The organism is Rania fehmarnensis (assembly GCF_056494185.1).
This window is the reverse complement of record NZ_CM151398.1, coordinates 3,337,783-3,360,925: the sequence shown is the minus strand read 5'-3', so window position 1 is coordinate 3,360,925 and position 23,143 is coordinate 3,337,783. Positions and strand designations below refer to the sequence as shown.

The window sequence follows — 23,143 nt, the reverse complement described above, 5'->3', positions numbered from 1 at the left end:
TGGGGCGATCGCAACCAATAGTGCATGACGCAAGTTCGTACTCGTACTCGTACTCGTACTCGTACTCGTACTCGTACTCGATTCTCCGCGTTCTACATCGTCTCGGTAGACCGATGGCTGATGGGCTTGGTCGCTGGCCTAGCCAATCAGTCGTGCTTCCACCGACGCAAGGTCGGTGGAGAGCAAGTGGCCAATAGTTCATGTGTAAAGTATTGGGTCGATCGCAACCAATAGTGCACGGCGCAAGTTCGTACTCGCACTCGTACTCGTACTCGATTCTCCGCATTCCACCTCGTCTCGGTAAACGGATCGCTGATGGGCTTGCTCGCTGGCCTCTAGCCAATTAGTCGTGCTTCCACCGACGTAAGGTCTGTGGAGAGCAGTTGGCCAATAGTTTATGCGTAAAGTATTAGGCCGACTGAGAACAATAGTGCATGACGCAAGTTCGTACTCGTACTCGTACTCGATTCTCCGCGTCCCACCTCGTCTCGGTAAACCGATGGCTAATGGGCTTGGTCGCTGGCCTCTAGCCAATCAGTCGTGCTTCCACCGACGCAAGGTCGGTGGAGAGCAGTTGGCCAATAGTTTATGCGTAAAATATTGGGTCGATCGCAACCAAGCGCGCACGGCTCCTACTCCTACTCCTTACTACACGCGGACGAAGTCGAGGTTCGAGGTGTTTCTGGTTCGGCGGAAAACGCCGATGCCGTTGGAGCTGCCGTCGTTGTTGGTATTGCCCTCGATCGTTGATATGCTGCCTCCAGTGGCTTCGGTGACAATGCCGGTGTGTTGATGAGTGCGGCCTTGGGCACCGCCGCGGACCAGGAAGATATCACCACGTTGAGGAGTGGTGACCAGTTTGCCGTTGGAACGCGCCCAACTGTAGAGCTGAGTGCACGAAGCGGTGCGCATTAGCGAATTGGATACGCCTGCGGCTGCGGCACCTTGCTGGAAACACCAATAGACAAACGCCATGCACCACAAGTCCGGTTGAGTGAGGCCGACCGAACGCAAGTACTCCATCACTCTTGGACCGCCGTTGGAACCCAGCGGCTGCTCGCGCACGCCATCTTGCGTCAAGGCCGAGCGAACGGCTTCTTCGGCCCAACGCGAGGCTTGTCCACCCGAGCCGCCACCGCCGCCACCACCGCCACCACCGCCCCCGGCCGCACCTGCAATTTCATTCAGTTTGCGCAAAGTCTGCCCATTGGGTTCGACGATGCCGTCCTTCCAGCCGAACATGGACTGTTGGAATTCGGCGATAGCACCGGCCGTCTTTGGGCCGACGACTCCATCGACGTCCAGCACTGTGCGTGGAATTTGCCGCTTGGTGTGGGCCGTGTTGAGCAGCCGCTGGACGGCCAAGACATCGTTGCGATCGTTGCGCACGGCCAGGCTGGGATTGGTTGTACTGCGACCGACTTTGTTGGAAATCGTAACGCTCATAGCCCACTCCATGAAAAAAATAGCTGTTGAGGTAGGAATCAAAAACCCAGGCCAACACCGTCTGGCGACGGTGGCTACAGAGGGTCCACCGTCTGGCGACGGTGGCTACGGAGGTTTTTCACTACCTGATGTTGTCGGCCAATGGCGAAAATAGTTGCGTGGTCGGCCAACGAAAAAGGGCGGATGATGTTCTTGGTGAACGCCATCCGCCCCGGTATGGAATGGTGCATAGGTCCCGAGGAGCCGGATTGTCTGGGTCTGCAATCGAGCTCTCGGGTCGGAAAAACACACACGCAAGTCTTAAGCGGCGATACGCGCCACTTCGCTGCGTGCTTGAATGGCCTCGAGGAATTCTTCAAAGATGCGAACGTCTAAGGCGCTAGCTGCGGTCGATTCGGGATGGAACTGAGTGCCTAGAGCGAACCAATCAATCATTTCGCTCTCGATCGCCTCGATAACTCCATCTTGGCACCGGGCTGTCACGCGGAAGCCCTGTGCAACTTGATCAATCGCCATGTGATGGCGACTGGTTACGCGAATTTCACCTTCGCCATAAACTCGGCCGATCAGCGAATCTGATTCGACGACCAAGGAGTGACGATGGTTGGGATCCTGCACATCGCGGTGTGGCAACGCATTGGGCAGATCCTCAGGCAAGTGCAAAAACAAATTGCCGCCACAAACTACGTTCAGCAGTTGCATACCGGTGCCGATTCCGAACACAGGTACGCGACGTTCAAACAGTTCATGCATCAAGCGGCGGTCAAAGCGTTCGCGTCGAGCTTCCAAGGGCTTGACCGAAGCATGCAGCATAAAGCCGTCGTTGCGAGGATCCAAATCTGCGCCACCGATCAGCACAAATCCATCCACGCGATCCATGATTGCCGCCAGCGATGCATCATCTTCTAGCGGTGGCACCACAACCGGAATCCCTCCCGCAGCTGCAATCGCGTCATAGTAGCCGGCGGCTACATACGAAAATGCTGGCTGGTTGTGTGTTGCAGCACGATAATCGGCATTCAAACCAATGAGAGGTCGAAAGGTCATCTGCGAATCCTCATCACATTAAGACCCAAAACAAACGTCCTCGGTCATGAGAACGGAGCGCTTCTCGTTCTGTCGAAAAATAGCAAGCAAAAAACTACAAGTGCACATTTTGTCGCGGCCTGCTAGAATCTAACCTTAGCATTCCATGCTGGTTACTTCGCTCCTACCTGTGACAGATCAAGGCCATATCGTCCCGATAATGGTTTGCCTCTGATCGACCGGAGCCAGAAAGTAATCGCTTGCTTGGCTAGTTCTGCACAATCCAGTGCGCTCCCAGTCCCGTGCCTCGCTCCTTCCCTAAAGAAGACACCCTTGTGATCAACGGACAACAGCAAAAAACTGCCAACCGTCACGATTGAAAGAGAGTCTAGTAGCCAACTGAGACATTGCAACAGTTTGTCTATATCTTGCGCACCGAGGCTAATGCTACTGCTATCAAGTGTGCTAGCATTAGAAATGAGTAGCTCAAAACTCGATTTTTCAGACTATCGAATCCCACACTTAAATTTCAAGCAATGCTCCCTAACCTCTCTATCGGCCACACGGGACGCCTGGTCTGGACCGTCGATGCTTCGATGGTGATCAGCCTGGGCGGCGATCCCCGGGCCACCGTGTTCTCCACACCCAATATGATCTTGCTTATGGAACGCGCCGCTCGCGAAGCCCTGCGGCCCTACCTGGCTAGCGATCAAGAATCCGTGGGTGTACTCGTCAATATCGAACACCTGGCCGGCGCCACGCTCGGTTCCGTCGTCCACGGTCTGGCTCGCGTCACCAGCATCGAAGGCAAACGCATTCACTTCGACGTCGAGGCCTGGCAGGGCCAACGTCTGATCGGCCGCGGCACCCACGCGCGAGCCATCGTCAGCCTGCAGCGCATGATCGATAGCCTCTCCCAACTCTCCGATCCAACTCGACCAGAATCAGCCAGCCCAGAATCACCACAGACCATGGACACACCGGCCACAACCAGCCAGCTACCAAAACTTGCCAGCGTGCAACTCGGCGTGGAAAACCGTATCGCCACATTGAAACTGAACCGCCCGCAGCATCTCAACGCGGTCGATACCCAGATGACCGACGACTTGGAGCAAGCCATCGCCTGGCTAATGGTGCATCCTGACGATGTTCGCGTGGTGCTGCTGAGTGGAGCTGGAAGAGCATTCTGTGCGGGCGACGATGTCAAGGAACTGGCCCACATGCCGGCCGCGGCGGCTCGGTCGCTGAGTCTGCGGCAAGCGGAAATGTACTTGGCCTTGGAACGCCTGCCGCAACCGGTTATCGCTCTGATTCACGGTGATGCTTTCGGCGGAGGCTGCGTGGCCGCCTATTCGGCTGACCTACGCATCGCCGCGCATGCGGCCCGGTTTGCCATGCCGGAAATTCGCTTGGGCTGGAATCCGGGTTATGGCCTTGCGCAGCTCGCTGCTTTGGTCGGCAAGTCGCGAGCCCTGGAGCTGTGCCTGCTGGGCGAACCCATCTCGGCGCGGCAAGCCCTCGAGTGGGGACTGGTCAACGAACTGGTCCCGCAAGCCAACTTGCTAGCTCGCGGCTTACAAATCGCTCACAAGATGTTGAAAATGCCCGCCGCGGCGCTGCGTGAAACCAAGCGTGCCATTCACTTAGACGAAGGCAATCAACCCAAAGTCGCCTACCGCGCCGATACCGAGGCCTACATTCGATGCTTGGAAACGCCCGACGCCCAAGAAGGCATTCGCGCTTTCGCCGAAAAACGTCCACCGAAATTTAATGGAGTGTAACAGGGAGGCATTCCCTCTGCGCTCTCTGCGTTTCAAAAATGGCCCTGGAACACTTTGTATATTAAAACGCAGAGACGCAGAGAATCGCAGAGAAAACATGCTGAAGGAAAAACAGGGAGGCATTCCCTCTGCGGACTCTGCGCTCTCTGCGTTTCAAAAATGGCCCTGGAATACTTTGTATATTAAAACGCAGAGACGCAGAGAATCGCAGAGAAAACATGCTGAAGGAAAAACAGGGAGGCATTCCCTCTGCGGACTCTGCGCTCTCTGCGTTGCAAAAATAACACCAGCCGCAAGGCTTCAGATCTTCAATAACTTCTTGCGCAAATCGGTGAGCAGCTGTGCTGCGCCGCCGATTTCAGCTTTCTGACGTTCGGGCTCTTGCGGTATTTCGCGTTCGATCGTTAGTGGACCTCGGTAACCAATGTCCCGCAAAGTCGACAAATAAGCCTCGAAATTGACTTGGCCCTCACCCAAAGCCACTTCGCGTCCCCAGGTTACGCCCGGCTGATCGCTCCATAGCGCGTCTTTGCAGTGCACCGAGCGCACATACTTGCCGACCTTCTTGAGTGCTTCGATCGGTTCACCAGTGCCGTACAGAATCATGTTAGCGGGATCAAAATTGATGAACAAGTTATTCCGCTGGACATTGCCCAGAAAGCTGAGCAGTCCGTCGGCGGTCTCTTGCCCGGTTTCCAAATGCACTGCCTGGTCATTGCGCGTAGCGTGATCGCAGATCTGCCGCGTTACGTCAATTACTTCTTGGTAGCTGGCCGAAGTCACATCATGAGGCACAAAACCCAGGTGCAAGGCGATGACCTCACAGCCCAACAAACGAGCGAAATCGCTGATTTCTTTCATTTCTTGCAGCCGCGCGGCCCGCGTCTCGGGAGGCACCAAACCTACCGTGCGTTCAACCGTAGGAATGTCAGCGTAACTTTCGCCATCAAAGCCACCGAAGACCGCAGTCAGCTGAATGTTCAGCTCTTCCAGCCGAGCAATAAAGCGTTCAGCCTGCTCCGGCGTTCGTGAACTGCGATGCGGTGCATGCAACTGAATTGTGGGAATCTGCAAATCGGAAGCGACTTCCAACTTCACACCCAAGCCAGCATCAATACTGGCAAAGACCCCGATATCCCAATCGCTCATGGTGGCTTACCCTACAAATTCCAACTCATTCAGCACTTGACAACGCGCCAAAGCGTAAACCACTTAGGCCCAACCGTCAATAAATGCTAGCGGGTGCAATTCGATTTCTTGGTCAGTCGGCACGTAGCCAACGCCGCCAGGCGGTGGACGCGTGTCTACCGTCTGGCGACGGTAGCTACGGGGTCTACGGTCTGGCGACGGTGGCTACGGGGTCCACCCTCTGGCGACGGTGGCTACCTTATTGGCTCTTCAAATCAGCCATATAAATGGCCGTGATCGGTTTTCCATCCAGTTGCTCGTGGCTGGAATAATAAGACATCGCCGCGCGGCCGTTACCCAGATCCAAAAAGCCGGGATATGAGTTGTCGCCACCGCTGGGTAGCTCGGCAAACTCCTCCAGTCGCCCTTTGTCCAGCCAGCACATACTGGTTTTGGGACCGCGATCGCTAGTGGTATGTCGACCGCCCACCACCACCCGCTCGCCCCATTTGACAATCAGCGGTCCGCCGACGGCCCGATCCAAGTCCACGCGTTCCAAGTCAACGTAGGGCGGTCGGCCGGTGATCAATTGAGCTGTCCCGCGTCCGCGCCGGCCGATGGCTGTTACGGCTCCGTCGGCTTCAAACAAAAAAGCTGTCTCGTCGCCTTCAATCGGTTGAAAAACTGCCGACTTGCGGAATACGAGTCCATCTTCGCTTTCGAGCATCAGCGACTCGACAGCATGTCCTTCACCGCGTGGTCCTTCTTCAAAGTCGAGCTTGCGCCGTCCACACAAGTAAGCTTTGGGCCCTAGGGCTGCAGCCCGCCAGATGTAATGCCCAAAAGTACCGTCGAGCAAAATGGGGCTGTGCCACTGCTGGCCATCGCTCGTCCACGCCGCATACCCCAGATGTTTATTTAGGTCGTATTCGGCCGGTGGAATTGTCGTTTTGCCGCTGTACCAGGTGCCGGTGTAGACAAACAACTTGTCCTTGAAAGCTAGAAAATGAGGATCACGCGTATCGCGATCTTTGACCGAGAATCGATGCACCTGCTGCCAATCGGTCAGATTCTCGCTGACCAGCACGATGATCGAGGCTGTTGGATGGACCATGTGACCATCGGGGCACGAGCGAAAGGTCAGATAGTACTTGCCACCAAATTTGACTAGATCAGTAAACGCATTGTGTTCGCCGTTATGAAAGACTCGGCGCACGTTGGTCACTTCGACTTTGGGCAACTGCGCCCAGGCACTGTCTCCCAGCATCAACAGGGCCACCACCCACAATCGTCTCATCATCATTTTGTACCGCCTATGCTTGGTCCTATTCCTATTCCTATTCCTACTCCTACTCCTACTCCTACTCCTACTCCTACTCCTACTACTACTACTACTACTACTACTCGAAATTTCTGCGAGTAGGAGTAGGAGAAAACTCTTTGCAACGCAACGGTTAGACGCTGTACGATGTCTCTGTTTGGGGGCAACGATCCGCTTGCTGCGCAAGAGCGTGCCGGATATTGTAAGCTGGGTAATTCGCGTCTGCCGCCGTTCAGACTGGACAAGTTAGCATGAATTTTCTTGGCAAACCTCAATCTGCCTCGTCAATCAAGTCTGTTAAGCCACAACCTATTGTCCAACCGGTGCCCCACGACGCCTGGAACGAACTGGTTGTGTGGATCGATCCCTTGAAGGACCAGCATCAGATTGATCATGTCATGGCGGAACTGCAGCGTCGACATAATCAACATCCTCATTGCCCCTTACCCTTGGAAGCCATCCTTGACCGACAGCGGGTCGCGGCCGCCTATATGGTGCTGCTCGGTGCGCGAGTGGCTGCTTTGGGTGGCGTGCGGGCCATCGATAATCATACCAACACGGCCGCGGCCATCCTGACGCAGTTGGTCCAGCAAGTTCGTGCGGTGGGCGTAGTACAAATCCAAGCCATCTTGAATTCAACAGAGTCGATTTCGACAGAGATCGTCAGCCTAGCGGGTTTTGTTCCGCTGGCCGAGCTGTTGCAAGTCACCATGATGTTGCCACCCAAGAAGTCGAATGTGATCGAACCGGCCAGGCTGCCCGAGGGTTATCGGTGGAAACCGGCGCGCGAGGCCACACGTGCCCAGCTGACTCAACTGTTGGCTCATACGTTCATCGAAACGCTCGACTGCCCTGAGTTGAATGGTCTGCGCACACCCGAAGATGTGCTGGAGGGATTCTTGGATGGTCAATCCGTCGAGTCTCGAACTCACTGGTGGCTGATCGAACATGACGATCGATTGGCCGGTTGTGTGTTGATCAACCCGCTGCCGGACGAGGCGGCGGAGCTGGTCTACATGGGCTTGGGACCGACCTCGCGCGGCCGCGGGCTGGGCCGAGCCATGCTGGAGCAAGCGGTGCGATCGGCTATTGATTTGGGCGCGGAAGTCTTTCTGGCGGCTGTGGATGCGGCCAATTGGCCCGCTACGCGGCTCTATTTCCAAGCCGGCTTTCAAGAAACCGCTCGCGTCCAGGCCTGGTTCCATCGCGCCTGATTTCAAATCTGAAAATTCTGATACATTACTAAGCCATCTCGTGTCGCAGATTTTGACTCGTTTGACGCTTTAGGATCGTTTGATGACCAAGTGGGCTTGCCAGCGCTGTGTGATCGGTGGTGATCATGCAGGCTATTCAATGAAAGTCATGGTAGATAAGTTTCTGCGCGACGCGGGCATCGAGTTCAAGGATTGCGGAGCCTACAGCGAGCAACCCTCTGACTTCCCCGACTTTGCCGAGCTGGTTGCCCAGGAAATCCTGGCCGGCCGAGCCGAGCGCGGTATCTTGGTATGCGGTTCGGGAGTGGGCGTCAGCGTGGCTGCCAACAAGATCCCTGGTATCCGCGCCAGCCTGTGCCACGACACCTATTCGGCTCATCAAGGTGTCGAGCACGACGATATGAACGTGCTGTGCATCGGCGCTCGCGTGATTGGCCCCGAGCTGGCCTATGAAATCATGCGTTCGTTCCTCTCAGCCGTCTACGCGCCTCAACCGCGCCACGCTCAACGTGTTGCCAAGATCCTCGAGATCGAACGCAAAGCCCTCAACGGTGAATACAAAACGTCAAAGTAGCGGAATACATGTAGCGGAATGCGTCAAGCATTTCGACCCGTAGCGGAATGCGTCAAGCATTTCGGCGAGTATTAAAACCCGACAGCGACGAAAGCCTTGACGGTTTCCGCTACGACTGACTGAAAGTGCCGAAAGCCTTGACGGCTTCCGCTACAAACACAGTGGTCACACCTTAGGTTTGGAACGATGGAACAATCTTTTGTGGCTTGGGCCAAGATGCGGGCGTCGCGATTGCCGCAAGTCAAGCTGGGGATCGGCGACGATGCAGCTGTGCTGGATGGAGGGCGGGGTGATCCGGTTGTGACCACCGATAGCTTGCTAGACGGCACGCACTTTATCTTGTCGGAAGTCGATCCGCGGCGCTTGGGTCAAAAGCTCGTTAACGTCAACTTGAGCGATATAGCGGCGATGGGCGCAGTGCCCGAAGCGTTATTCGTATCGCTGTGTTTACCAGCGGCCGGATCAGCCGGATGCGGCGCTGACCAACTAGCCGCTGAGATCTTCGAAGGAATTTGTCGAGCCGCCGAACAATATCAATGTGCGATCGCGGGTGGTGATACCAATTGTTGGAATGGACCATTGGCTCTGCATCTGACCGCAGTTGGTCGGGCTGATGATCGAGGTGTCTGGACGCGCAGCGGTGCGCGAGCCGATGATGCCATCGTGGTCACTGGTCCTTTGGGCGGTAGTTTGTTAGGTAAACACTTCGACTTCCAACCGCGTTTGGATTGGTCGAGCAAAGTTAAAAACCGCATCGCTATTCATGCGGCGATGGATATCAGCGATGGCTTGACCATCGATCTGCTGCGCATGGGTAATGCCAGCGGATGTGGAGCTGTCTTGCACATGGATGCGATCCCAATCAGCGCAGCTGCACACGAGCAAGCTGCGCACAGCGGACGCACCGCTCTTGAGCACGCGCTGGGTGATGGTGAAGATTTTGAGTTGTTGTTAGCCGTTCCCGCCTCGGAGTTGGCTGCGTTGCAAGAACTGGTTGGCCCCGAGCAAGCGATCGACATAGGCCGCTTCACCAGTCGTACCGGGCTGTGGGCCAAGCGTGGTAGCCGCATCGAGCAACTGGCCGCCACAGGTTATGTGCATGGGGCCCAAAGCTGATGCCACCGGTGCACTTGGCGACTCTATCCGACACCGATCGCTTGGCCGCGTCTCTGGCCAGGCAGATCGAAGTGCCGATGATGCTCGCCCTGTGTGGCCCCTTGGGTGCTGGTAAGACACAATTGGTGCGATCGTTGGCGGTACATCTATCGATTCCTGCCGAGCTGGTAACCAGTCCGACCTACGTGCTGATGCAACGTTATCGCGGCACAATCGACTTGATCCATTTAGACTACTACCGTCTGAATTCAGCCGCAGAGGTCTGGGACCTGGGGCTCGACGAATGGCTGGCCGAACCGGCACTGGTAGTGATCGAGTGGGCGGACAAGTTTCCAGAAACCTGGCCCGAGCAGTGGCTCCGCTGCGATCTATCCATTCTCTCCAACGGTCAGCGTCAAGCCATCATCTCAACCAACTGATTGCCGATTGGCGATTGATGATTGCCGATTGAACCAATCGGCAATCGGCAATCGGCATTCGCCAATCGCCAATCGGCAATCGCCCTACACGCTACCCTCCGCAGCGGTATATCGGTATACTAGCAACCGCTAGTTTATGCCCCTCATCCGAGCAACCTCATCTGGCGGGTGCGTCCGATTCGCGGCGCGGCTGCCCACTCCCATTACGCCCTCCAAGACCGTTCAAACTGATGCCAAGTTACATAGTCCGCTGCGGGATTACTCGCACGCTGTACGTGATGCAGTCTCGACAAGAGTTTGCCCGTGCTACCCGCGTAATTGCCCGAACTACCCGCGGCTTGGAAGTGGGCGATGTGTTGTGCATTGCCGATGACAAGGCGTTAGCTCAACTGGTAGAACCACCCACGGGGTCTATCCAGCGAGCGATGACCGATGACGATGCGCGCGAACTTGCGCACATCCTGGCCAAGTCTGATGAAGAATCCGATCAGTGCCTGGCCATCATACGCGAGATGGATTTGGAGATGGACCTGGTCGATATCGAACGCATCTTTGGCGGCGAAAGGATGGTCGTTTACTACCTGGCCGAGGGCCGCATCGATTTCCGCGAACTGGTTCGTCGCCTGGCTCACGAGTTTCAAACGCGCATCGAGATGAAGCAAATCGGAGTGCGCGATGAAGCCAAACTGTTGGCCGACTACGGCGACTGTGGCAAGCCCGTCTGCTGCAATACTCACTTGGTGCAAATGCCACCGGTTTCGATGAAGATGGCCAAGCTGCAGAAAGCGACCCTTGACCCAAATAAAATTTCTGGACGCTGCGGACGTTTGAAATGTTGCCTACGTTACGAATATGATACATACGAGGAGAACCGCAAGAGTCTACCGTCACTAGGCGCAGATATCGTCACCACGGATGGCCGGGGTCGAGTTGTTGGTCAAGATTTGCTAACTCGGCAATTGGTGGTGTCGATGGAAGACAATCGGCGTGTCATAATGAATGCTGATCAAGTACTGTCGGTCATTCGTCGACCCGCACCATCCAGTAAACCGTCACGCGACGAAGAAGAATGACACCAAATGAATCAAATGTTTGAGCTACTCAAGCATGACCAACGCTTTCACCCTGAAGCTTATCAGTTCGTGCGCGAAGCCTTGGCCTATGCTCAAGAAATATTGAAGATGCCTCACCAACCCACCGCCGGTGGTGAAGGTGAAAGGCACCTGACCGGCCAACAACTGTGCGAAGCCATTCGCCTGTATGCCCTCGATCAATTTGGTTTCATGGCCAAGATCGTCTTGAATAACTGGGGAGTCTTTTCGACCAGCGATTTCGGTGAAATCGTTTACAACTTGATTCGCTTCAAACAGATGAAGAAATCAGAATCCGATCGCCGCGAAGACTTCAACGATTGTTATGAATTCGATTCTGCGTTCGATCCCGTCTTTGAATTGAGCGGTAGCGATGAAGCCTGATAGAGCATCGAAGTCTACGACCACGCATGGCTCCACGGCGCCCGCCCGCACGCCCGCTCAAGTAACTGGCAAGAGCAGCTTGATCATCATGATCGTGCTGTATGCTATGTGGCTCGTCGGCCTGGCCTACGTGGCTTGGGTAAATGTCCAAGCCGGCAATCAATAATCAACTAGGCACTGCAAAACAATAAACTACCGGACTCCCAGTTCTCAAGACTCAAATGATGTTGACATCAAAGACAGTTCAGTTGAATTCAATCTGCGAACAACGATGTCGAAATGCAGTTTGCGGAAAAAGCGAAGTTGCAGTGGATCGCTTGACGCAACTGTAGCCACAGTATGTTGTTCGGCTTGTTTGGATCATCGGCATAGAACCATGAACGCTAACAAGTTTGAATGTAGGACAAGTCACCCCGTTACGATAAGTCCGGTAGTTTATTGTTTTGCAGTGCCTATCGAACTTGCTCCACCTCCTCGATTCAGCCTATCCCACCCACCAGCTCACCCTCGGAGAGTGCGTATGTCGAGTCATCGACGTTCTCGTTGTGGTCGTTCTCTGACCGCGCGCCTTGTCTCAAGAAGCCTCGTCTCAAAAATCTGGATGGCTCTCGCATGTTTTGGCAGTCTGCTGCTGACGACGGCCGAGCAGTCCCAGGCCGCTGATAAACGCATTGTCTTCCTGGCAGGCCGACCCAGTCACGGCTATGGCTCGCACGAACACCTGGCCGGGTGTCGCATCTTGGCCGATGCAATCCAACGCTCGGCCACAGGCGTCAAGTGCGAAGTCTACTCAGGTGGCTGGCCCGAAGATGAAACCGTGCTCGATGGCGCCGATACGATCATCATGTACTGCGATGGCGGTGGCGGACATCCAGCCGTCCAACATCGCGCAGCACTCGCCAAACACATGCAGCGCGGCGCAGGCTTTGTCTGTTTGCATTACGGAGTCGAAATTCCCAAGGACCAAGGCGGTCAAGAATTTCTCGAGTGGTTGGGCGGATACTTCGAAACAGATTGGTCGGTCAATCCTCACTGGGTAGCCAACTACGAAAAATTGCCCGAGCATCCGATCACGCGCGGCGTGAAACCATTTGCAGCCAATGACGAATGGTATTTTCACATGCGGTTTCGTCCAGAGATGCAAGGCGTCACGCCCATCCTCTCGGCGGTGCCACCTGCCAGCACCATGTCGCGCCCCAATGGACCTCATAGCGGTAACGAAGCCGTGCGAGCCGAAGTGGCCAAGGGCTTGCCTCAACATATGGCGTGGGCCTACGAGCGCGCCGGTGGTGGTCGATCGTTCGGCTTCACCGGCGGTCACTTTCACTGGAATTGGGGCCGACCTGAAATTCTAAAACTCGTTTCTAACGCCATCTGTTGGACCGCGCATGTCGAAATTCCTGAAGCCGGTCTGGGTACGCAACAACCGACGATCGAAACTCTCAAAGAAGGTCAAGACGAACCGATCCCCGAACGTTTTGATGCCGCTGCAATCAAGTCTGAATTCAAACTCACTAGCACTGCTGGAACATTGCAACCAGTAACCAAAGACGGTGATGCTAAAAATGGCGGTGCCAAGGAGAACAGTGCCAAGGCACGTCAACTCTTCATCAGTCCGATCGTAACTTCACAAACCAAAGATCACCGAGTCGATGCCAGCGTCGATATACGAGGCGTCAAGAAACTCTACCTGGTCGTAAGCGATGGTGGCGATGGCTTTGGTTGCGATTGGGCTGATTGGCTCGAGCCCACAATCAGCAAAGGCTCAACCACGACTGACCTGGCCGAACTCAGTTGGAAAACCGCCTCGACCGATTGGGGCCAGGTCCACAAGAACAAGAATGTGGATGGCGGCCCACTGGTCGTGCATGGTCGCAACTTTGCCAAAGGCATTGGCACTCATGCGCAGAGCATCATCAGTTTCGAATTGGATGGCTCTTGGGAAAAGCTGAATGTGGGTTGCGGGCTGGACGCTGGTGGCACATCGCAAAATGGCGGTGGATCCACCTCGGTACAGTTCGCCATCTATGCCGATGCCCCGCCACGCAACCTGAGCGGTACTAACAGCCAAGAAGAATTGCGTCAGATTGAAAATGCGGTGGCTGGCCTGGATGTGCATCCAGAACTAGAGGCTACGCTAGCTGCCTCGGAACCCAAGCTGCTCAGCCTTACCAATCTCGATGTCGATCATCGCGGTCGCGTGTGGGTCTGCGAAGTTGTCAATTATCGCCGCCACAATGGCCAGCGGCCCGAAGGCGACCGCGTCCTGATTCTTGAAGATACCAATCAAGACGGAGTGATGGATACGGAAAAGGTCTTCTATCAAGGTCGTGACATCGATTCGGCGATGGGCATTTGTGTCCTGGGTAACAAAGTTATCGTCTCCGCATCTCCCAATGTTTGGATTTTGACCGACGACGATGGTGATGATGTAGCCGATCGCAAGGAACTCTTCTTTAGCAAGACCGGCGACGCGCAGCACGATCACTCAGCTCACTCGTTCCTGTTTGGCCCCGATGGCAAGGTCTATTGGAACTTTGGGAACACCGGGAAAATTGTTCACGACGCGCAGGGCAACCTGGTTCGCGACATGGCCGGCCACGAAGTCCGCGACAACGGCCAGCCGTATCGACAAGGCATGCCGTTTCGTTGCAATCTGGATGGCTCTGACTTCGAAGTGCTCGGTTATAATTTTCGCAACAACTACGAAGTCACGGTCGATTCCTTCGGCGCGCTGTGGCAAAGCGATAATGACGATGACGGCAATCGAGCCACGCGCATCAACTTTGTGATGGAGTATGGTAACTACGGCTATGTCGACGAAAAGACCGGCGACACGTGGCGCGTCGAACGCACCAATATGGAGCGCGAGATCCCCGAGCAGCATTGGCACCTGAACGACCCGGGAGTCGTTCCGACCATGTTGATTACCGGTGCCGGTTCGCCAACTGGCATCACGGTCTACGAAGGTGAACTGCTGCCCAAAGTCTTTCAGGGTCAAGTCATTCACTGCGATGCTGGCCCCAACGTGGTGCGAGCCTATCCCGCTGCGCCAGAAGGTGCTGGCTACAAAGCGGACATTGTCAACATGATTGTGGGTGAACGTGATCGCTGGTTCCGACCGGCCGATGTGTGCGTAGCTCCCGATGGTTCACTGTTCATTACCGACTGGTATGATCCAGGTGTGGGTGGTCACAACATGGGTGACCTCGAACGCGGACGCTTGTTCCGCCTGGCTCCTCCGGGCAGCAAATATGTAGTGCCCAAGTATGACTTCAGCACGCCTGAGGGAGCGGTCAGCGCCCTGCGCAGCCCCTCGAATTCAGCCCGCTACCTGGCATTCCAAGCCATCCAAGGTTTCGGGGAAAAGGCGCACACTGCTCTTGAAAACATGCTGCGCGATGAGAACCCGCGCATGCGAGCGCGCGCCTATTGGGCGATCGGCAAACTGCCTGGGAAAGGTCAATTCGCGGTGAACGCTGCCATGCGCGATCGCGATCCGAATATCCGCATGGTCGCGATTCGTTTGGCCCGGCAACTGAATTTGCCACTGGCCGATTATGCTCAACTGGCCAACGACGATTCCGCGGGCGTGCGACGTGAATTGGCAGTGGCCCTGCACCTTGATAAGTCCAATGAGATGCCCAGCGTGTGGGCACAATTGGCCCAGGCCTACGACGGCCATGACCGCTGGTACCTCGAAGCCCTCGGCATCGGTGCTCAGCGACGGTGGAACGAATGTTACCGCGAGTATCTCGCATCATCGCAAGTTCAAAAAGGAAACGAACAACTCGACATCACCTGGCGAGCTCGTTGCGGCCAAGCCGCCGAGCGCATCGGCCAGTTGTTGACATCGACCAAATTGCCCGACGATCAAGTCCCCAAGTTTATTCGAGCGCTCGATTTCCAAGCGCCTGAAGATCGTCAAAGTGCCATCGATTCGATTATCGCTGCCCTACCTGGTAGTGACGTCAAGCAACAGCGCAAAGACCAACTGCTCGTTGAAAGCCTGGCACGCTTGGGCTCTTCAGCCGGAGAGCGTCTGGACGCCGACCAGCAACAAGCTGTGCTGCGATATCTCGAGCAAACGCCCAGCCGAGCTGAGAAGCTGAAGATCATTCGTCAAATGAAGCTGCCCAACACGGTCGATCTGTTGCTCAGTATGGTGCTCGATGCCGAACCCGATTCGCAATCGGTCGGCGCGATGGAAGGGCTGCTGCGCCGCGACAATGCAGCTAGCAAACTCATGGCTGTGCTGACCAACAAAGACAATCTGCCTAGCGCCACCCGGATGGCCACGGTGATCGGCATGTGCAAGTTGGATGTCAGTCAACGTTTTATCGGTCAGTGTCTCGATAGCGCCGAGGTACTGCCGGAGGCCAAAACAGATCTGGCGAAAGCCCTTTCCAACTCGGTACCGGGCGGCAAGCTACTGTTGGAACTGGCCAAGCAGAATAAACTGCCCGCCGGCGCTCGATTGATCGTGGGCTCGAATTTGCGGAACAGTCCCAATCCGGAAATTCGACAAGTTGCTACTGAGATATTCCCAGCCCCCAAAGGCGCTGCCAAAGAAGCTCTACCACCGCTGGCCGAATTGGTGGCTCGACCAGGCAATGTTGAGAGCGGACTGGTCGTGTTCAAGCTGAAGGGCACCTGTGCCAATTGTCACCTGGTCAAAGGTCAAGGCAAAGCAGTTGGCCCAGACTTGAGCGAGATCGGCAGCAAGCTCTCGCGCGAAGCCATGCTGGTCTCGATCCTAGATCCCTCAGCAGGCATTAGCCACAACTACGAAAACTATGCGGCGCTGACCGAAGATGGCAACGTGATCAACGGCCTGCTTGTCAGTCGCTCGCCGGCGCAGGTTGTACTGAAAGATGCACAGGGCATCGACCGCACGATTACCAGCGAAGATTTGTCCGAGCTAAAGAAGATTGAAAAGTCACTTATGCCCGACAATCTCCATGAAAACCTCACGGCCACCGAACTAGTTGACCTGATCGAATACCTCATGACTTTGCGCAAGTAAAGCTGATGTTGATAAAACTGAACTAACGTGACGTGTAAGACAGCCGTCATTACTTTACATATAAAGTATTATCATTCAGGGGGAAGAGGGAATCATGGCGAGTACCTATTCGACTTCGGCGGAGGTGGCTGGACCGACGGTGGACGCAATTCAAGCGGCTCTGGTGACGCTGTGCGATAACGGTTTCGCGATTGTCAAACGCGACCAGAACAGCGCGCGGCTGACGGGGCCGGGCTTGAATAGCACGCGGCAGAATCCGTTATTGGGTGCCTCGAAAGTTTCTCTGGTCCTCGATGGTGACAGGCTGCGTCTAGATGCAGAACTTGGCGGCGTCGACTTCATGCACAAGTTCTTGACGCGCTTTCCCCTATTTCTCGGGCTGGGCCTCGGCTTGTTTTTTGCAGTTGGTGGCGGCCTTTTCTTTGGTCAGCAATTCGGCGTTGGGTTCGGCGTTCCCTGGGCACAAGGTTGGATGTGGATGCTGTTTTGCATGACGCTGACAGTACTGCCCATATCTCCTTGGCTGGTCCTCTCGCCCATGATGTCCAAGACGGTGCGGAATCGCACGGAGCATGCGTTAAAGACCCTGATCAACAACGCCGTCCAAATGACGCAGGTGCACGCTTAACGCACAGGTACTTGGTATGAAACTTCATATTCGCGATGGGCTGTGGTTGATCCTCATCATCAGCGTCAGCCTGGCATGGTGGAGAGACAGTGGGCAGCACCAGCGGCTCGCCAATGACATGCAACGCGAAATAAAATCGCTCGAATCGAGTTTGACGTGACCGTCACCTCCCCCGCGCAGCGGGGGAGGTCGCAGGCGAGGCGTTCAGCCTTCGTCTGCGGGAGGGGGCAAAGCGCTAGGCAAGACTCCTGCTGTAGCCGAAGTCGCCAGACTTTGGACGCGTCACCAATCGACGTCCAATCTCTGGCGAGATCGGCTACACGCCAAAGCCCCTCCCGAATCTCGCAAAGCCTCGATTCGACCTCCCCAAGGCAAAGCCTTGGAGAGGTGACTGGCCCTACCGAGGTGAGATTGACACCGGAACCCAAGTTTCTCTAAAACGGCGGCTGGCGCTCTGCGCAAAGTGGGTCCCTGCCGCGGGGCAGGGACGCTTGCAGAATGAGTGCAGTTCAGATTGGCAAGTGGCAAGGGATGGTCCAGTGACAGTCAGTTCGCATACAAGTTCCGCACCGGTGATGTTGTGGTGTTCGTCCCATTCGACTTTAGCTGCAGAAGAGATTCCGATGCTGCTGGAGGCAGGCTTTCGAGTCGTGCCTCTGCTGACCGACTTTTGGACTTACAAATATAACCCGGCTATCGATGCTCAACTGTGCGATCAGTGGAAGTCTTCCATCGGACTGCCTTCGAATATTGTGCAGCAGTTGCAGTCGATGAACCTCTGCGAGAACGAAGGCCAGAATGAACTTTCGGCCGAGCATCTGCAATTGCTCAATGAGCATGTCGACTGCATCTATATGACGGTGCTTCCCAACCTGGCTATTCGCCTGGCAAGCAAGTTTCGGGGGACGGTCATGTTTCGCCCCTTCGGCCATGGCGATCTGAATACCTACACGCGCATCGCCAAACATTATCGCATCAACTTGGATGCCTTGGCTCATTTACCCAACTATATGTGGGTTCCCATTCTGACCACACTGGCCGAGCCCGAAGATCCGCGTTTGACGACCAATGCCCAGCACCTGGGCGCATACGTAACACCGCAGCGTCTAGGCCACGTGCGCTGGTCGGCGACGTCTAGCCAACCGTATGTGGTCGAAACCATTCCCCGTATTCAGAAACAAGTCTATTACATGGAGATGTATCAACAGTATCGCCGCGATCATGGTCATCTGCCGTTGAAGATTTTGGGTGGCAACCCGCCCGGCGGTGGCGACCTGAACGATCCCTCGATCGTGGGCTTCTTGGATGACGATCAATATTATGGCGCTGCGGCTAGTGCACGCGTTTCAATTTATCACGGCAAGTCGCGTTATCACGTGCACTATCACCCGATCGAATTTATGGCGCTAGGCGTACCGGTCCTGTTTCACAAGTCGTCTGCCTTTGCGTTTGAGGGCATGCACTTTGGTCTGAGCACTGCTGATCTGCAGCAGGCCGGCATGTATGAGAGTATCGAACAAGCCAACGCCATGGCCGCCGCCGCGCTTGACGATGCGCAGGTGGCAGCTCAGTGGAGCCAACATCAGCGATTCTTCGTCGAAGAAGTCTTCAGTCGCAGCAAAGCCCTCGACCAGGCACGCTGGCTCCGGCGCCGTGTCCAACAAATGGCCAGTTGGTTGAAGGGCGACGAGTTTAGCGCTCGACTAGCCCAAGCTTGCTCGGTCGAGATTACTGAGCCGATGATCGAGCCAACGTCCACTAAAGTCAAACGCCCACTGCCGGTGCGCGTCTATCGCGAACTCAGACGTGTCGTGCGCAGAACGGTCGCCCGCCAAGCGTCAGAATCGTAGCCTCGAAATGCTTGACGCATTCCGCTACCTGCTTGACGCATTCCGCTACCTTCTCCTCCGTAGCGGAAGCCGTCAAGGCTTTCGACTTCTCTACTGATATGCCTCGAAATGCTTGACGCATTCCGCTACCTGCTTGACGCATTCCGCTACCGGAGGCGAGTGTTACAATCTGAGCAGCCTGGCTATGTCTTTATCTCTGGCGGCCTAGGCAGTTTGTTTCGCAAGTAAAAGTGTATTTGTGTCACTTCGCATCCAAGCCGATGTAGTAATCGCTTCCAGCCGACAGGTCTTGGCGCCTGGCCAGCTGCTGATTCGCTATGGCAGAATACTGGAGGTCACAGGTCGGCTGGATGCAACTGCCGATGTGCGGTTGGATGGCATGGCAATTGTGCCCGGCCTGGTCAATCCACATACGCATTTAGAATTCAGTGACTTGGATCAACCACTGCCAGCAGGCGCGAATTTCCCTCAATGGATCTCGCGCGTGTTGGCCATGCGGCAAAGTCGACTCGAGGTGGGCACACAAGCTGGTACAACTAACCCGCTACTCACCAAGCCGCAAGCCATTCTCCGTGGGCTCGCAGAATCAGATCAGTTCGGCATTGCAGCTCTGGCCGACATTGTCACGCCACCTTGGTCACCTGGCGATTTTTTGCATGACTGTAATCCTGATCATTGTGCTGCGCCGTTTCCAAGCGCGCAGCTCACCACCGCTGCGCAGCAGCTAGTCACCGAGCACTTGCCGCGAGGCACCTTCCCCGCAGTCATCGCCTGTATCGAGCAGCTCGGTTTGTCGGCGGAACGCATGCAACAAGCCTCCCAGTGGCGTGACCAAGTACTGACCTCGCCTGCTTCTCAGTGGCCTGGCTGGTTGCTGCAGTTGGCATTTTCGCCGCACGCTCCGTATTCGACTCCAGAGCCACTCTGGAGTTCGACGGTCAACTTGGCGACCCAGCGCAACGCGCTGGTTGCGATGCACGTGGCGGAAAGCCTGGCAGAGCGACAGTGGCTGGACGCCGGCACCGGCCCCATGGCTGACATGCTGCAGCGATTCGGCGTGAACTCTGTACCGCAACCAGACTTGGTGCCATCGATCATCGAGGCGCTAGCCGCTGCTCCGCGCGGCTTGCTGATTCACGGCAACTATCTGACGACTAACGAGATGGATCATCTCAGCGGTTATCGCGATCGCTTGCGCGTCGTCTATTGCCCGCGAACTCATCGGCATTTTGAACATAAGCCGTATCCGTTAGGCGAACTAACATCGCGCGGCATCACGGTCGTCTTCGGCACCGATTCACGCAGTACCAATCCCGATTTGAATTTATGGTGTGAAGCCATCACCGCCTTGGCGCAACATCCATCTCTTCGACCAAGCCAAGCGTTGGCTGCGATTACCAGTGATGCCGCGCTGGCACTTGGTGTCGAATCAGATTTCGGCTCGCTGCACAGCGGAGCATGGGCGAAACTGAATATCGTGCCCTTGGAGAAGCACACGACGGATCTAGAGCCGATGCTGGAAACGCTGATGAATACAGCTGCTCTATGTACCCTCGCCAGACGCGGCTAACATCGTTTAACCCGTAGCCGCAGGCTAGGCAATCGAAGCGATTGTCCTCGCGTGGCCAAGTGATAATGTTGAGCACGCAGACGTTAGGTTGTAGTAGAGATTGGTTAGAGGGTGCGCCTCGCCTGACGGCTACGGGTTAAACGAGGACATCTTGGCAATGAAGTTGAGCACGCAGACGTTAGGTTGTAGTAGAGATTGGTTAGAGGGTGCGCCTCGCCTGACGGCTACGGGTTAAACGAGGACCGGCGGCGGCTGCGCCGCTTAAGAACGCGCCTTCGATGCGTGAGCCGCTGGCCCAGTCGCCACAAGCAATTAAAGAATGATCATCGCTGACGAGCGCTCGCATACTCAGGGGCTGGTCATGGACGGGCATGGCATACAGCCAGCGATGGGCGGCAGAGTAAGTGATGGCCGATAACTCGATGCCCAGCTCTGCACGGAGGGCCGTGACGAGTTGATCAACAATTTGAGCTGGATCGGCTTCTAGCAGCGTCTGGCTCCACGCGCCTTGAGCATGCAAGACCAGCGACTCTGGTTGAGCCTGTCGTCCCGGTTTCGTTTGGTTGCGCGCTACCCAGCGAATTGGCCCCGTGTTTATAAACGCGCCTCCCCAATTCACGGGCAAGGCTTGCTCGAGATTCAATAACACACACCAACACGGTGCGTACTCTTGTTGACCTAGCTGGATGGATAGTTCCGGTGATGCTTCACGCAATAGCTCGGCCGCCTGTGGCGCAGGCACAGCCACAATCACCTGATCGAACTCACCTCGGACACCTTCGCGATCATCGCTCAACGACCAAGCTTTCGATTTACGCTGCAGCGATGCAATTCTAACTTCATACTGCACATCCATATCATGTGCCAGGTACTTGCCCAGTTCGTTCATGGTTGGCACAGCCACAAATCGTTCCGCTGTTGTCTGGCCTTGGAGTGAGCCGCCGGAGTAAATAGCGATCGGGCTTTCCCACTTCGCGACCAAACCCCGTGCCAGCCAACTCTCTACGTAGCGTCGAAAGCGACGATCGCGACAAGTGAAGTACTGCGCACCGTGATCAAAATCGGCATGCGTCGTGCGGCGCGTCGACATACGGCCCGCCGGGCCCCGACTCTTTTCGAACACGGTCACCTGGTGTCCAAGGTCGCGCAGCGTTCGCGCGGCAAATAAACCTGACAGGCCGGCACCAACTACAGCAATCCGCCGCTGGCGCGATGCTGAAGTAAGCGAGACTAGCTGTTCGTAGGCCACCACATCCAGACGTTTTACATGATCCTGAGTTGGCCGAGTCCTCACCGTGCCAAAAACAGGCTGCGATGGCGAGAACGGTCGGTCGAACTGCCCCAAGCACCAGAGCAGGCCACCGTATGACGCGGGATCACGACCATCCAGGGCATAACGATGATTCAAATCGATCATCAGCCGCAACGCCTCTCGGGGTTGCACGCACCAATTCAGCAGCGCTTTGCCCCAAGTCATACGTACATTGTTGTGCAGTTCACCATCGATCAGCAGCGATCGCTGAGCTGCATTCCAAAAGCGATCATGCGTCGCGGCGCGTGCCAATGATTCCCATGAGTACAGATGTCGCCTGCGATCGGATTGATGTTCGGCCAGCGTCTCTTGAGCCCACTTGGGAATGGCACTCCACAAGTTATGATCGGGCCGAAAGCAGCAGAACGCATACGCCAGTTCGCGCCAGATCAACAGCTCGTCCAAGAACTTCTCGGCGCCCGTTCCACTCAGCATCGCCGCTTCGCGCGCAATCTGCAGCGGCGAGACCATGCCATAGTGCAAGTAAGCCGACATACGACTGCCCGGCTCTTTCAGCGGAGCGTTGCGATCATCCGCATAACGCCGCAATTTGCGAGCCTTAAAATTCTCCCAGCGTTGCAGTCCCGCGACCATGCCACCACACGTTTCGGCCACAGGCGCAATCGTATGATCGATATCGCACTGCGCTACCAACTCGGCGATCGCCGTTTCGTTTGGCTGGATTGAAACTAGCCAATCGAGTTCCGCCAGGTGGTAAGGTTCGGGCAGCGACTCAACTACTGGCCATGGACGTTTGAGCCTGGCTTTGTATAAGGATCGAGTGCGATCGCGATACTCAAAGGCGCGTTCATAACTCCGCCCCACCAATTGCATCGGTGCCACGCAAGCTGTATCGACAGCCACAAACGGACAGGCACTATTACGCAAAGCCGCACGCACGAACTGGCGATGCGGATCAGTCGGCATATCTTCGACGATCACTATCGCCGCTTGCTGCACCAGTTCGGCCAGCGGAGCTTTCGAACGAGCGCGTTCAACATATAACGCGTAGCTTAGTCCAAGCTGCTCAGCAGCCTGCTGCAAATCGCGCGCACCTTGCAGAATGAAAGTATGATGCCTGTCCGACGCATATGTCATGCGTGACGAAACGCCCTGGTAGATGAGCAAGGGTAGCCCCAATTGCCGGGCCCAATGGCAGGCTACGTCGAGCGCAGGGTTTTCGTCGCAGCGCATCGCGGTCTGCATCCAGTACAACACCAAACGTCCACTCTTGTTCAGTACAGTCGTTTTAGAGTT

Annotated in this window: 18 protein-coding genes; 13 read left to right on the top strand and 5 right to left on the bottom strand. The window is 55.8% G+C overall.

All coding sequences use genetic code 11. The annotated features are described in order from the left end of the window. Nucleotides 1–648: 648 nt before the first annotated feature. Together SH573x_RS11480 and SH573x_RS11475 are read right to left on the bottom strand one after the other, a co-directional pair. Nucleotides 649–1,446 (bottom strand): CHAP domain-containing protein, encoded by a 798-nt coding sequence (locus SH573x_RS11480; protein ID WP_479355125.1) that lies wholly within the window; start codon nt 1,444–1,446, stop codon nt 649–651. A 300-nt stretch (nt 1,447–1,746) separates the two neighbouring features. After that, entirely contained in the window at nt 1,747–2,493 is a 747-nt protein-coding gene (locus tag SH573x_RS11475; protein WP_479355123.1) for a gamma-glutamyl-gamma-aminobutyrate hydrolase family protein, read from the bottom strand. A gap of 515 nt (nt 2,494–3,008) precedes the next feature. Between SH573x_RS11475 and SH573x_RS11470 the strand changes: the two genes are divergently transcribed. Further along, nucleotides 3,009–4,253: a thioesterase, FlK family gene (locus tag SH573x_RS11470; protein ID WP_479355122.1), complete on the top strand. Its 1,245-nt coding sequence runs from the start codon at nt 3,009–3,011 to the stop codon at nt 4,251–4,253. 300 nt (nt 4,254–4,553) lie between these two features. Here SH573x_RS11470 and SH573x_RS11465 read toward each other — a convergent pair whose 3' ends face one another. Beyond that, nucleotides 4,554–5,402, bottom strand: a complete 849-nt coding sequence (locus SH573x_RS11465) for a sugar phosphate isomerase/epimerase family protein (RefSeq protein WP_479355120.1) — start codon at nt 5,400–5,402, stop codon at nt 4,554–4,556. A gap of 238 nt (nt 5,403–5,640) precedes the next feature. Further along, nucleotides 5,641–6,684 (bottom strand): hypothetical protein, encoded by a 1,044-nt coding sequence (locus SH573x_RS11460; protein ID WP_479355118.1) that lies wholly within the window; start codon nt 6,682–6,684, stop codon nt 5,641–5,643. A gap of 269 nt (nt 6,685–6,953) precedes the next feature. Here SH573x_RS11460 and SH573x_RS11455 point away from each other — a divergent pair, with 269 nt between their 5' ends. The 12 genes from SH573x_RS11455 (at nt 6,954) to SH573x_RS11400 (ending at nt 20,574) form a co-directional block, all read left to right on the top strand. Then, on the top strand, nt 6,954–7,916 hold the full coding sequence (locus tag SH573x_RS11455; RefSeq protein WP_479355116.1) for a GNAT family N-acetyltransferase: 963 nt from the start codon (nt 6,954–6,956) through the stop codon (nt 7,914–7,916). A gap of 82 nt (nt 7,917–7,998) precedes the next feature. Next, the gene (gene rpiB, locus SH573x_RS11450) at nt 7,999–8,490 is read left to right on the top strand and encodes a ribose 5-phosphate isomerase B (RefSeq protein ID WP_479355114.1); all 492 of its coding nucleotides are present in this window, start codon (nt 7,999–8,001) and stop codon (nt 8,488–8,490) included. A gap of 186 nt (nt 8,491–8,676) precedes the next feature. Next, nucleotides 8,677–9,606: a thiamine-phosphate kinase gene (gene thiL, locus SH573x_RS11445; RefSeq protein ID WP_479355112.1), complete on the top strand. Its 930-nt coding sequence runs from the start codon at nt 8,677–8,679 to the stop codon at nt 9,604–9,606. Continuing rightward, the gene (gene tsaE / locus SH573x_RS11440) at nt 9,606–10,025 is read left to right on the top strand and encodes a tRNA (adenosine(37)-N6)-threonylcarbamoyltransferase complex ATPase subunit type 1 TsaE (protein WP_479355111.1); all 420 of its coding nucleotides are present in this window, start codon (nt 9,606–9,608) and stop codon (nt 10,023–10,025) included. The genes thiL and tsaE overlap by 1 nt, the downstream gene beginning before the upstream one ends. 230 nt (nt 10,026–10,255) lie before the next feature. Continuing rightward, nucleotides 10,256–11,098 carry a PSP1 domain-containing protein gene (locus SH573x_RS11435; RefSeq protein ID WP_479355109.1) on the top strand — a complete coding sequence of 281 codons (843 nt, stop codon included), beginning with the start codon at nt 10,256–10,258 and terminating at the stop codon, nt 11,096–11,098. Nucleotides 11,099–11,104: 6 nt separating this feature from the next. Then, nucleotides 11,105–11,500: a Minf_1886 family protein gene (locus SH573x_RS11430; protein WP_479355107.1), complete on the top strand. Its 396-nt coding sequence runs from the start codon at nt 11,105–11,107 to the stop codon at nt 11,498–11,500. Further along, nucleotides 11,490–11,666, top strand: a complete 177-nt coding sequence (locus tag SH573x_RS11425; RefSeq protein ID WP_479355105.1) for a hypothetical protein — start codon at nt 11,490–11,492, stop codon at nt 11,664–11,666. The genes SH573x_RS11430 and SH573x_RS11425 overlap by 11 nt, the downstream gene beginning before the upstream one ends. Nucleotides 11,667–12,101: 435 nt before the next feature. Further along, nucleotides 12,102–16,526, top strand: coding sequence for a PVC-type heme-binding CxxCH protein (locus SH573x_RS11420; protein ID WP_479355104.1), 4,425 nt, complete (start codon nt 12,102–12,104; stop codon nt 16,524–16,526). Between the two features lie 94 nt (nt 16,527–16,620). Further along, nucleotides 16,621–17,154 (top strand): hypothetical protein, encoded by a 534-nt coding sequence (locus tag SH573x_RS11415; RefSeq protein ID WP_479355102.1) that lies wholly within the window; start codon nt 16,621–16,623, stop codon nt 17,152–17,154. Between the two features lie 16 nt (nt 17,155–17,170). Further along, nucleotides 17,171–17,314, top strand: a complete 144-nt coding sequence (locus tag SH573x_RS11410) for a hypothetical protein (RefSeq protein ID WP_479355100.1) — start codon at nt 17,171–17,173, stop codon at nt 17,312–17,314. A 379-nt stretch (nt 17,315–17,693) separates the two neighbouring features. After that, nucleotides 17,694–19,004: a hypothetical protein gene (locus tag SH573x_RS11405; RefSeq protein ID WP_479355098.1), complete on the top strand. Its 1,311-nt coding sequence runs from the start codon at nt 17,694–17,696 to the stop codon at nt 19,002–19,004. A gap of 238 nt (nt 19,005–19,242) precedes the next feature. After that, entirely contained in the window at nt 19,243–20,574 is a 1,332-nt protein-coding gene (locus SH573x_RS11400) for an amidohydrolase family protein (protein WP_479355096.1), read from the top strand. 199 nt (nt 20,575–20,773) lie between these two features. Here the strand turns inward: SH573x_RS11400 and SH573x_RS11395 are convergent, their stop codons facing one another. Further along, complete coding sequence (locus tag SH573x_RS11395; RefSeq protein WP_479356711.1) at nt 20,774–23,092, bottom strand: FAD-dependent oxidoreductase; 2,319 nt, start codon at nt 23,090–23,092, stop codon at nt 20,774–20,776. Between the last annotated feature and the right edge of the window lie 51 nt (nt 23,093–23,143).

Excerpts from the sequence above, each read along its gene's own strand:
- SH573x_RS11470 (WP_479355122.1), top strand. The coding sequence starts at position 3,009 with ATGCTCCCTAACCTCTCTATCGGCCACACGGGACGCCTGGTCTGGACC.
- SH573x_RS11465 (WP_479355120.1), bottom strand. The coding sequence starts at position 5,402 with ATGAGCGATTGGGATATCGGGGTCTTTGCCAGTATTGATGCTGGCTTG.
- SH573x_RS11455 (WP_479355116.1), top strand. The coding sequence starts at position 6,954 with ATGAATTTTCTTGGCAAACCTCAATCTGCCTCGTCAATCAAGTCTGTT.
- SH573x_RS11430 (WP_479355107.1), top strand. The coding sequence starts at position 11,105 with ATGAATCAAATGTTTGAGCTACTCAAGCATGACCAACGCTTTCACCCT.
- SH573x_RS11410 (WP_479355100.1), top strand. The coding sequence starts at position 17,171 with ATGAAACTTCATATTCGCGATGGGCTGTGGTTGATCCTCATCATCAGC.
- SH573x_RS11475 (WP_479355123.1), bottom strand. The coding sequence starts at position 2,493 with ATGACCTTTCGACCTCTCATTGGTTTGAATGCCGATTATCGTGCTGCA.
- SH573x_RS11420 (WP_479355104.1), top strand. The coding sequence starts at position 12,102 with ATGGCTCTCGCATGTTTTGGCAGTCTGCTGCTGACGACGGCCGAGCAG.
- SH573x_RS11415 (WP_479355102.1), top strand. The coding sequence starts at position 16,621 with ATGGCGAGTACCTATTCGACTTCGGCGGAGGTGGCTGGACCGACGGTG.
- rpiB (WP_479355114.1), top strand. The coding sequence starts at position 7,999 with ATGACCAAGTGGGCTTGCCAGCGCTGTGTGATCGGTGGTGATCATGCA.
- SH573x_RS11435 (WP_479355109.1), top strand. The coding sequence starts at position 10,256 with ATGCCAAGTTACATAGTCCGCTGCGGGATTACTCGCACGCTGTACGTG.
- SH573x_RS11425 (WP_479355105.1), top strand. The coding sequence starts at position 11,490 with ATGAAGCCTGATAGAGCATCGAAGTCTACGACCACGCATGGCTCCACG.
- SH573x_RS11395 (WP_479356711.1), bottom strand. The coding sequence starts at position 23,092 with ATGCAGACCGCGATGCGCTGCGACGAAAACCCTGCGCTCGACGTAGCC.
- thiL (WP_479355112.1), top strand. The coding sequence starts at position 8,677 with ATGGAACAATCTTTTGTGGCTTGGGCCAAGATGCGGGCGTCGCGATTG.
- tsaE (WP_479355111.1), top strand. The coding sequence starts at position 9,606 with ATGCCACCGGTGCACTTGGCGACTCTATCCGACACCGATCGCTTGGCC.
- SH573x_RS11480 (WP_479355125.1), bottom strand. The coding sequence starts at position 1,446 with ATGAGCGTTACGATTTCCAACAAAGTCGGTCGCAGTACAACCAATCCC.
- SH573x_RS11460 (WP_479355118.1), bottom strand. The coding sequence starts at position 6,684 with ATGATGATGAGACGATTGTGGGTGGTGGCCCTGTTGATGCTGGGAGAC.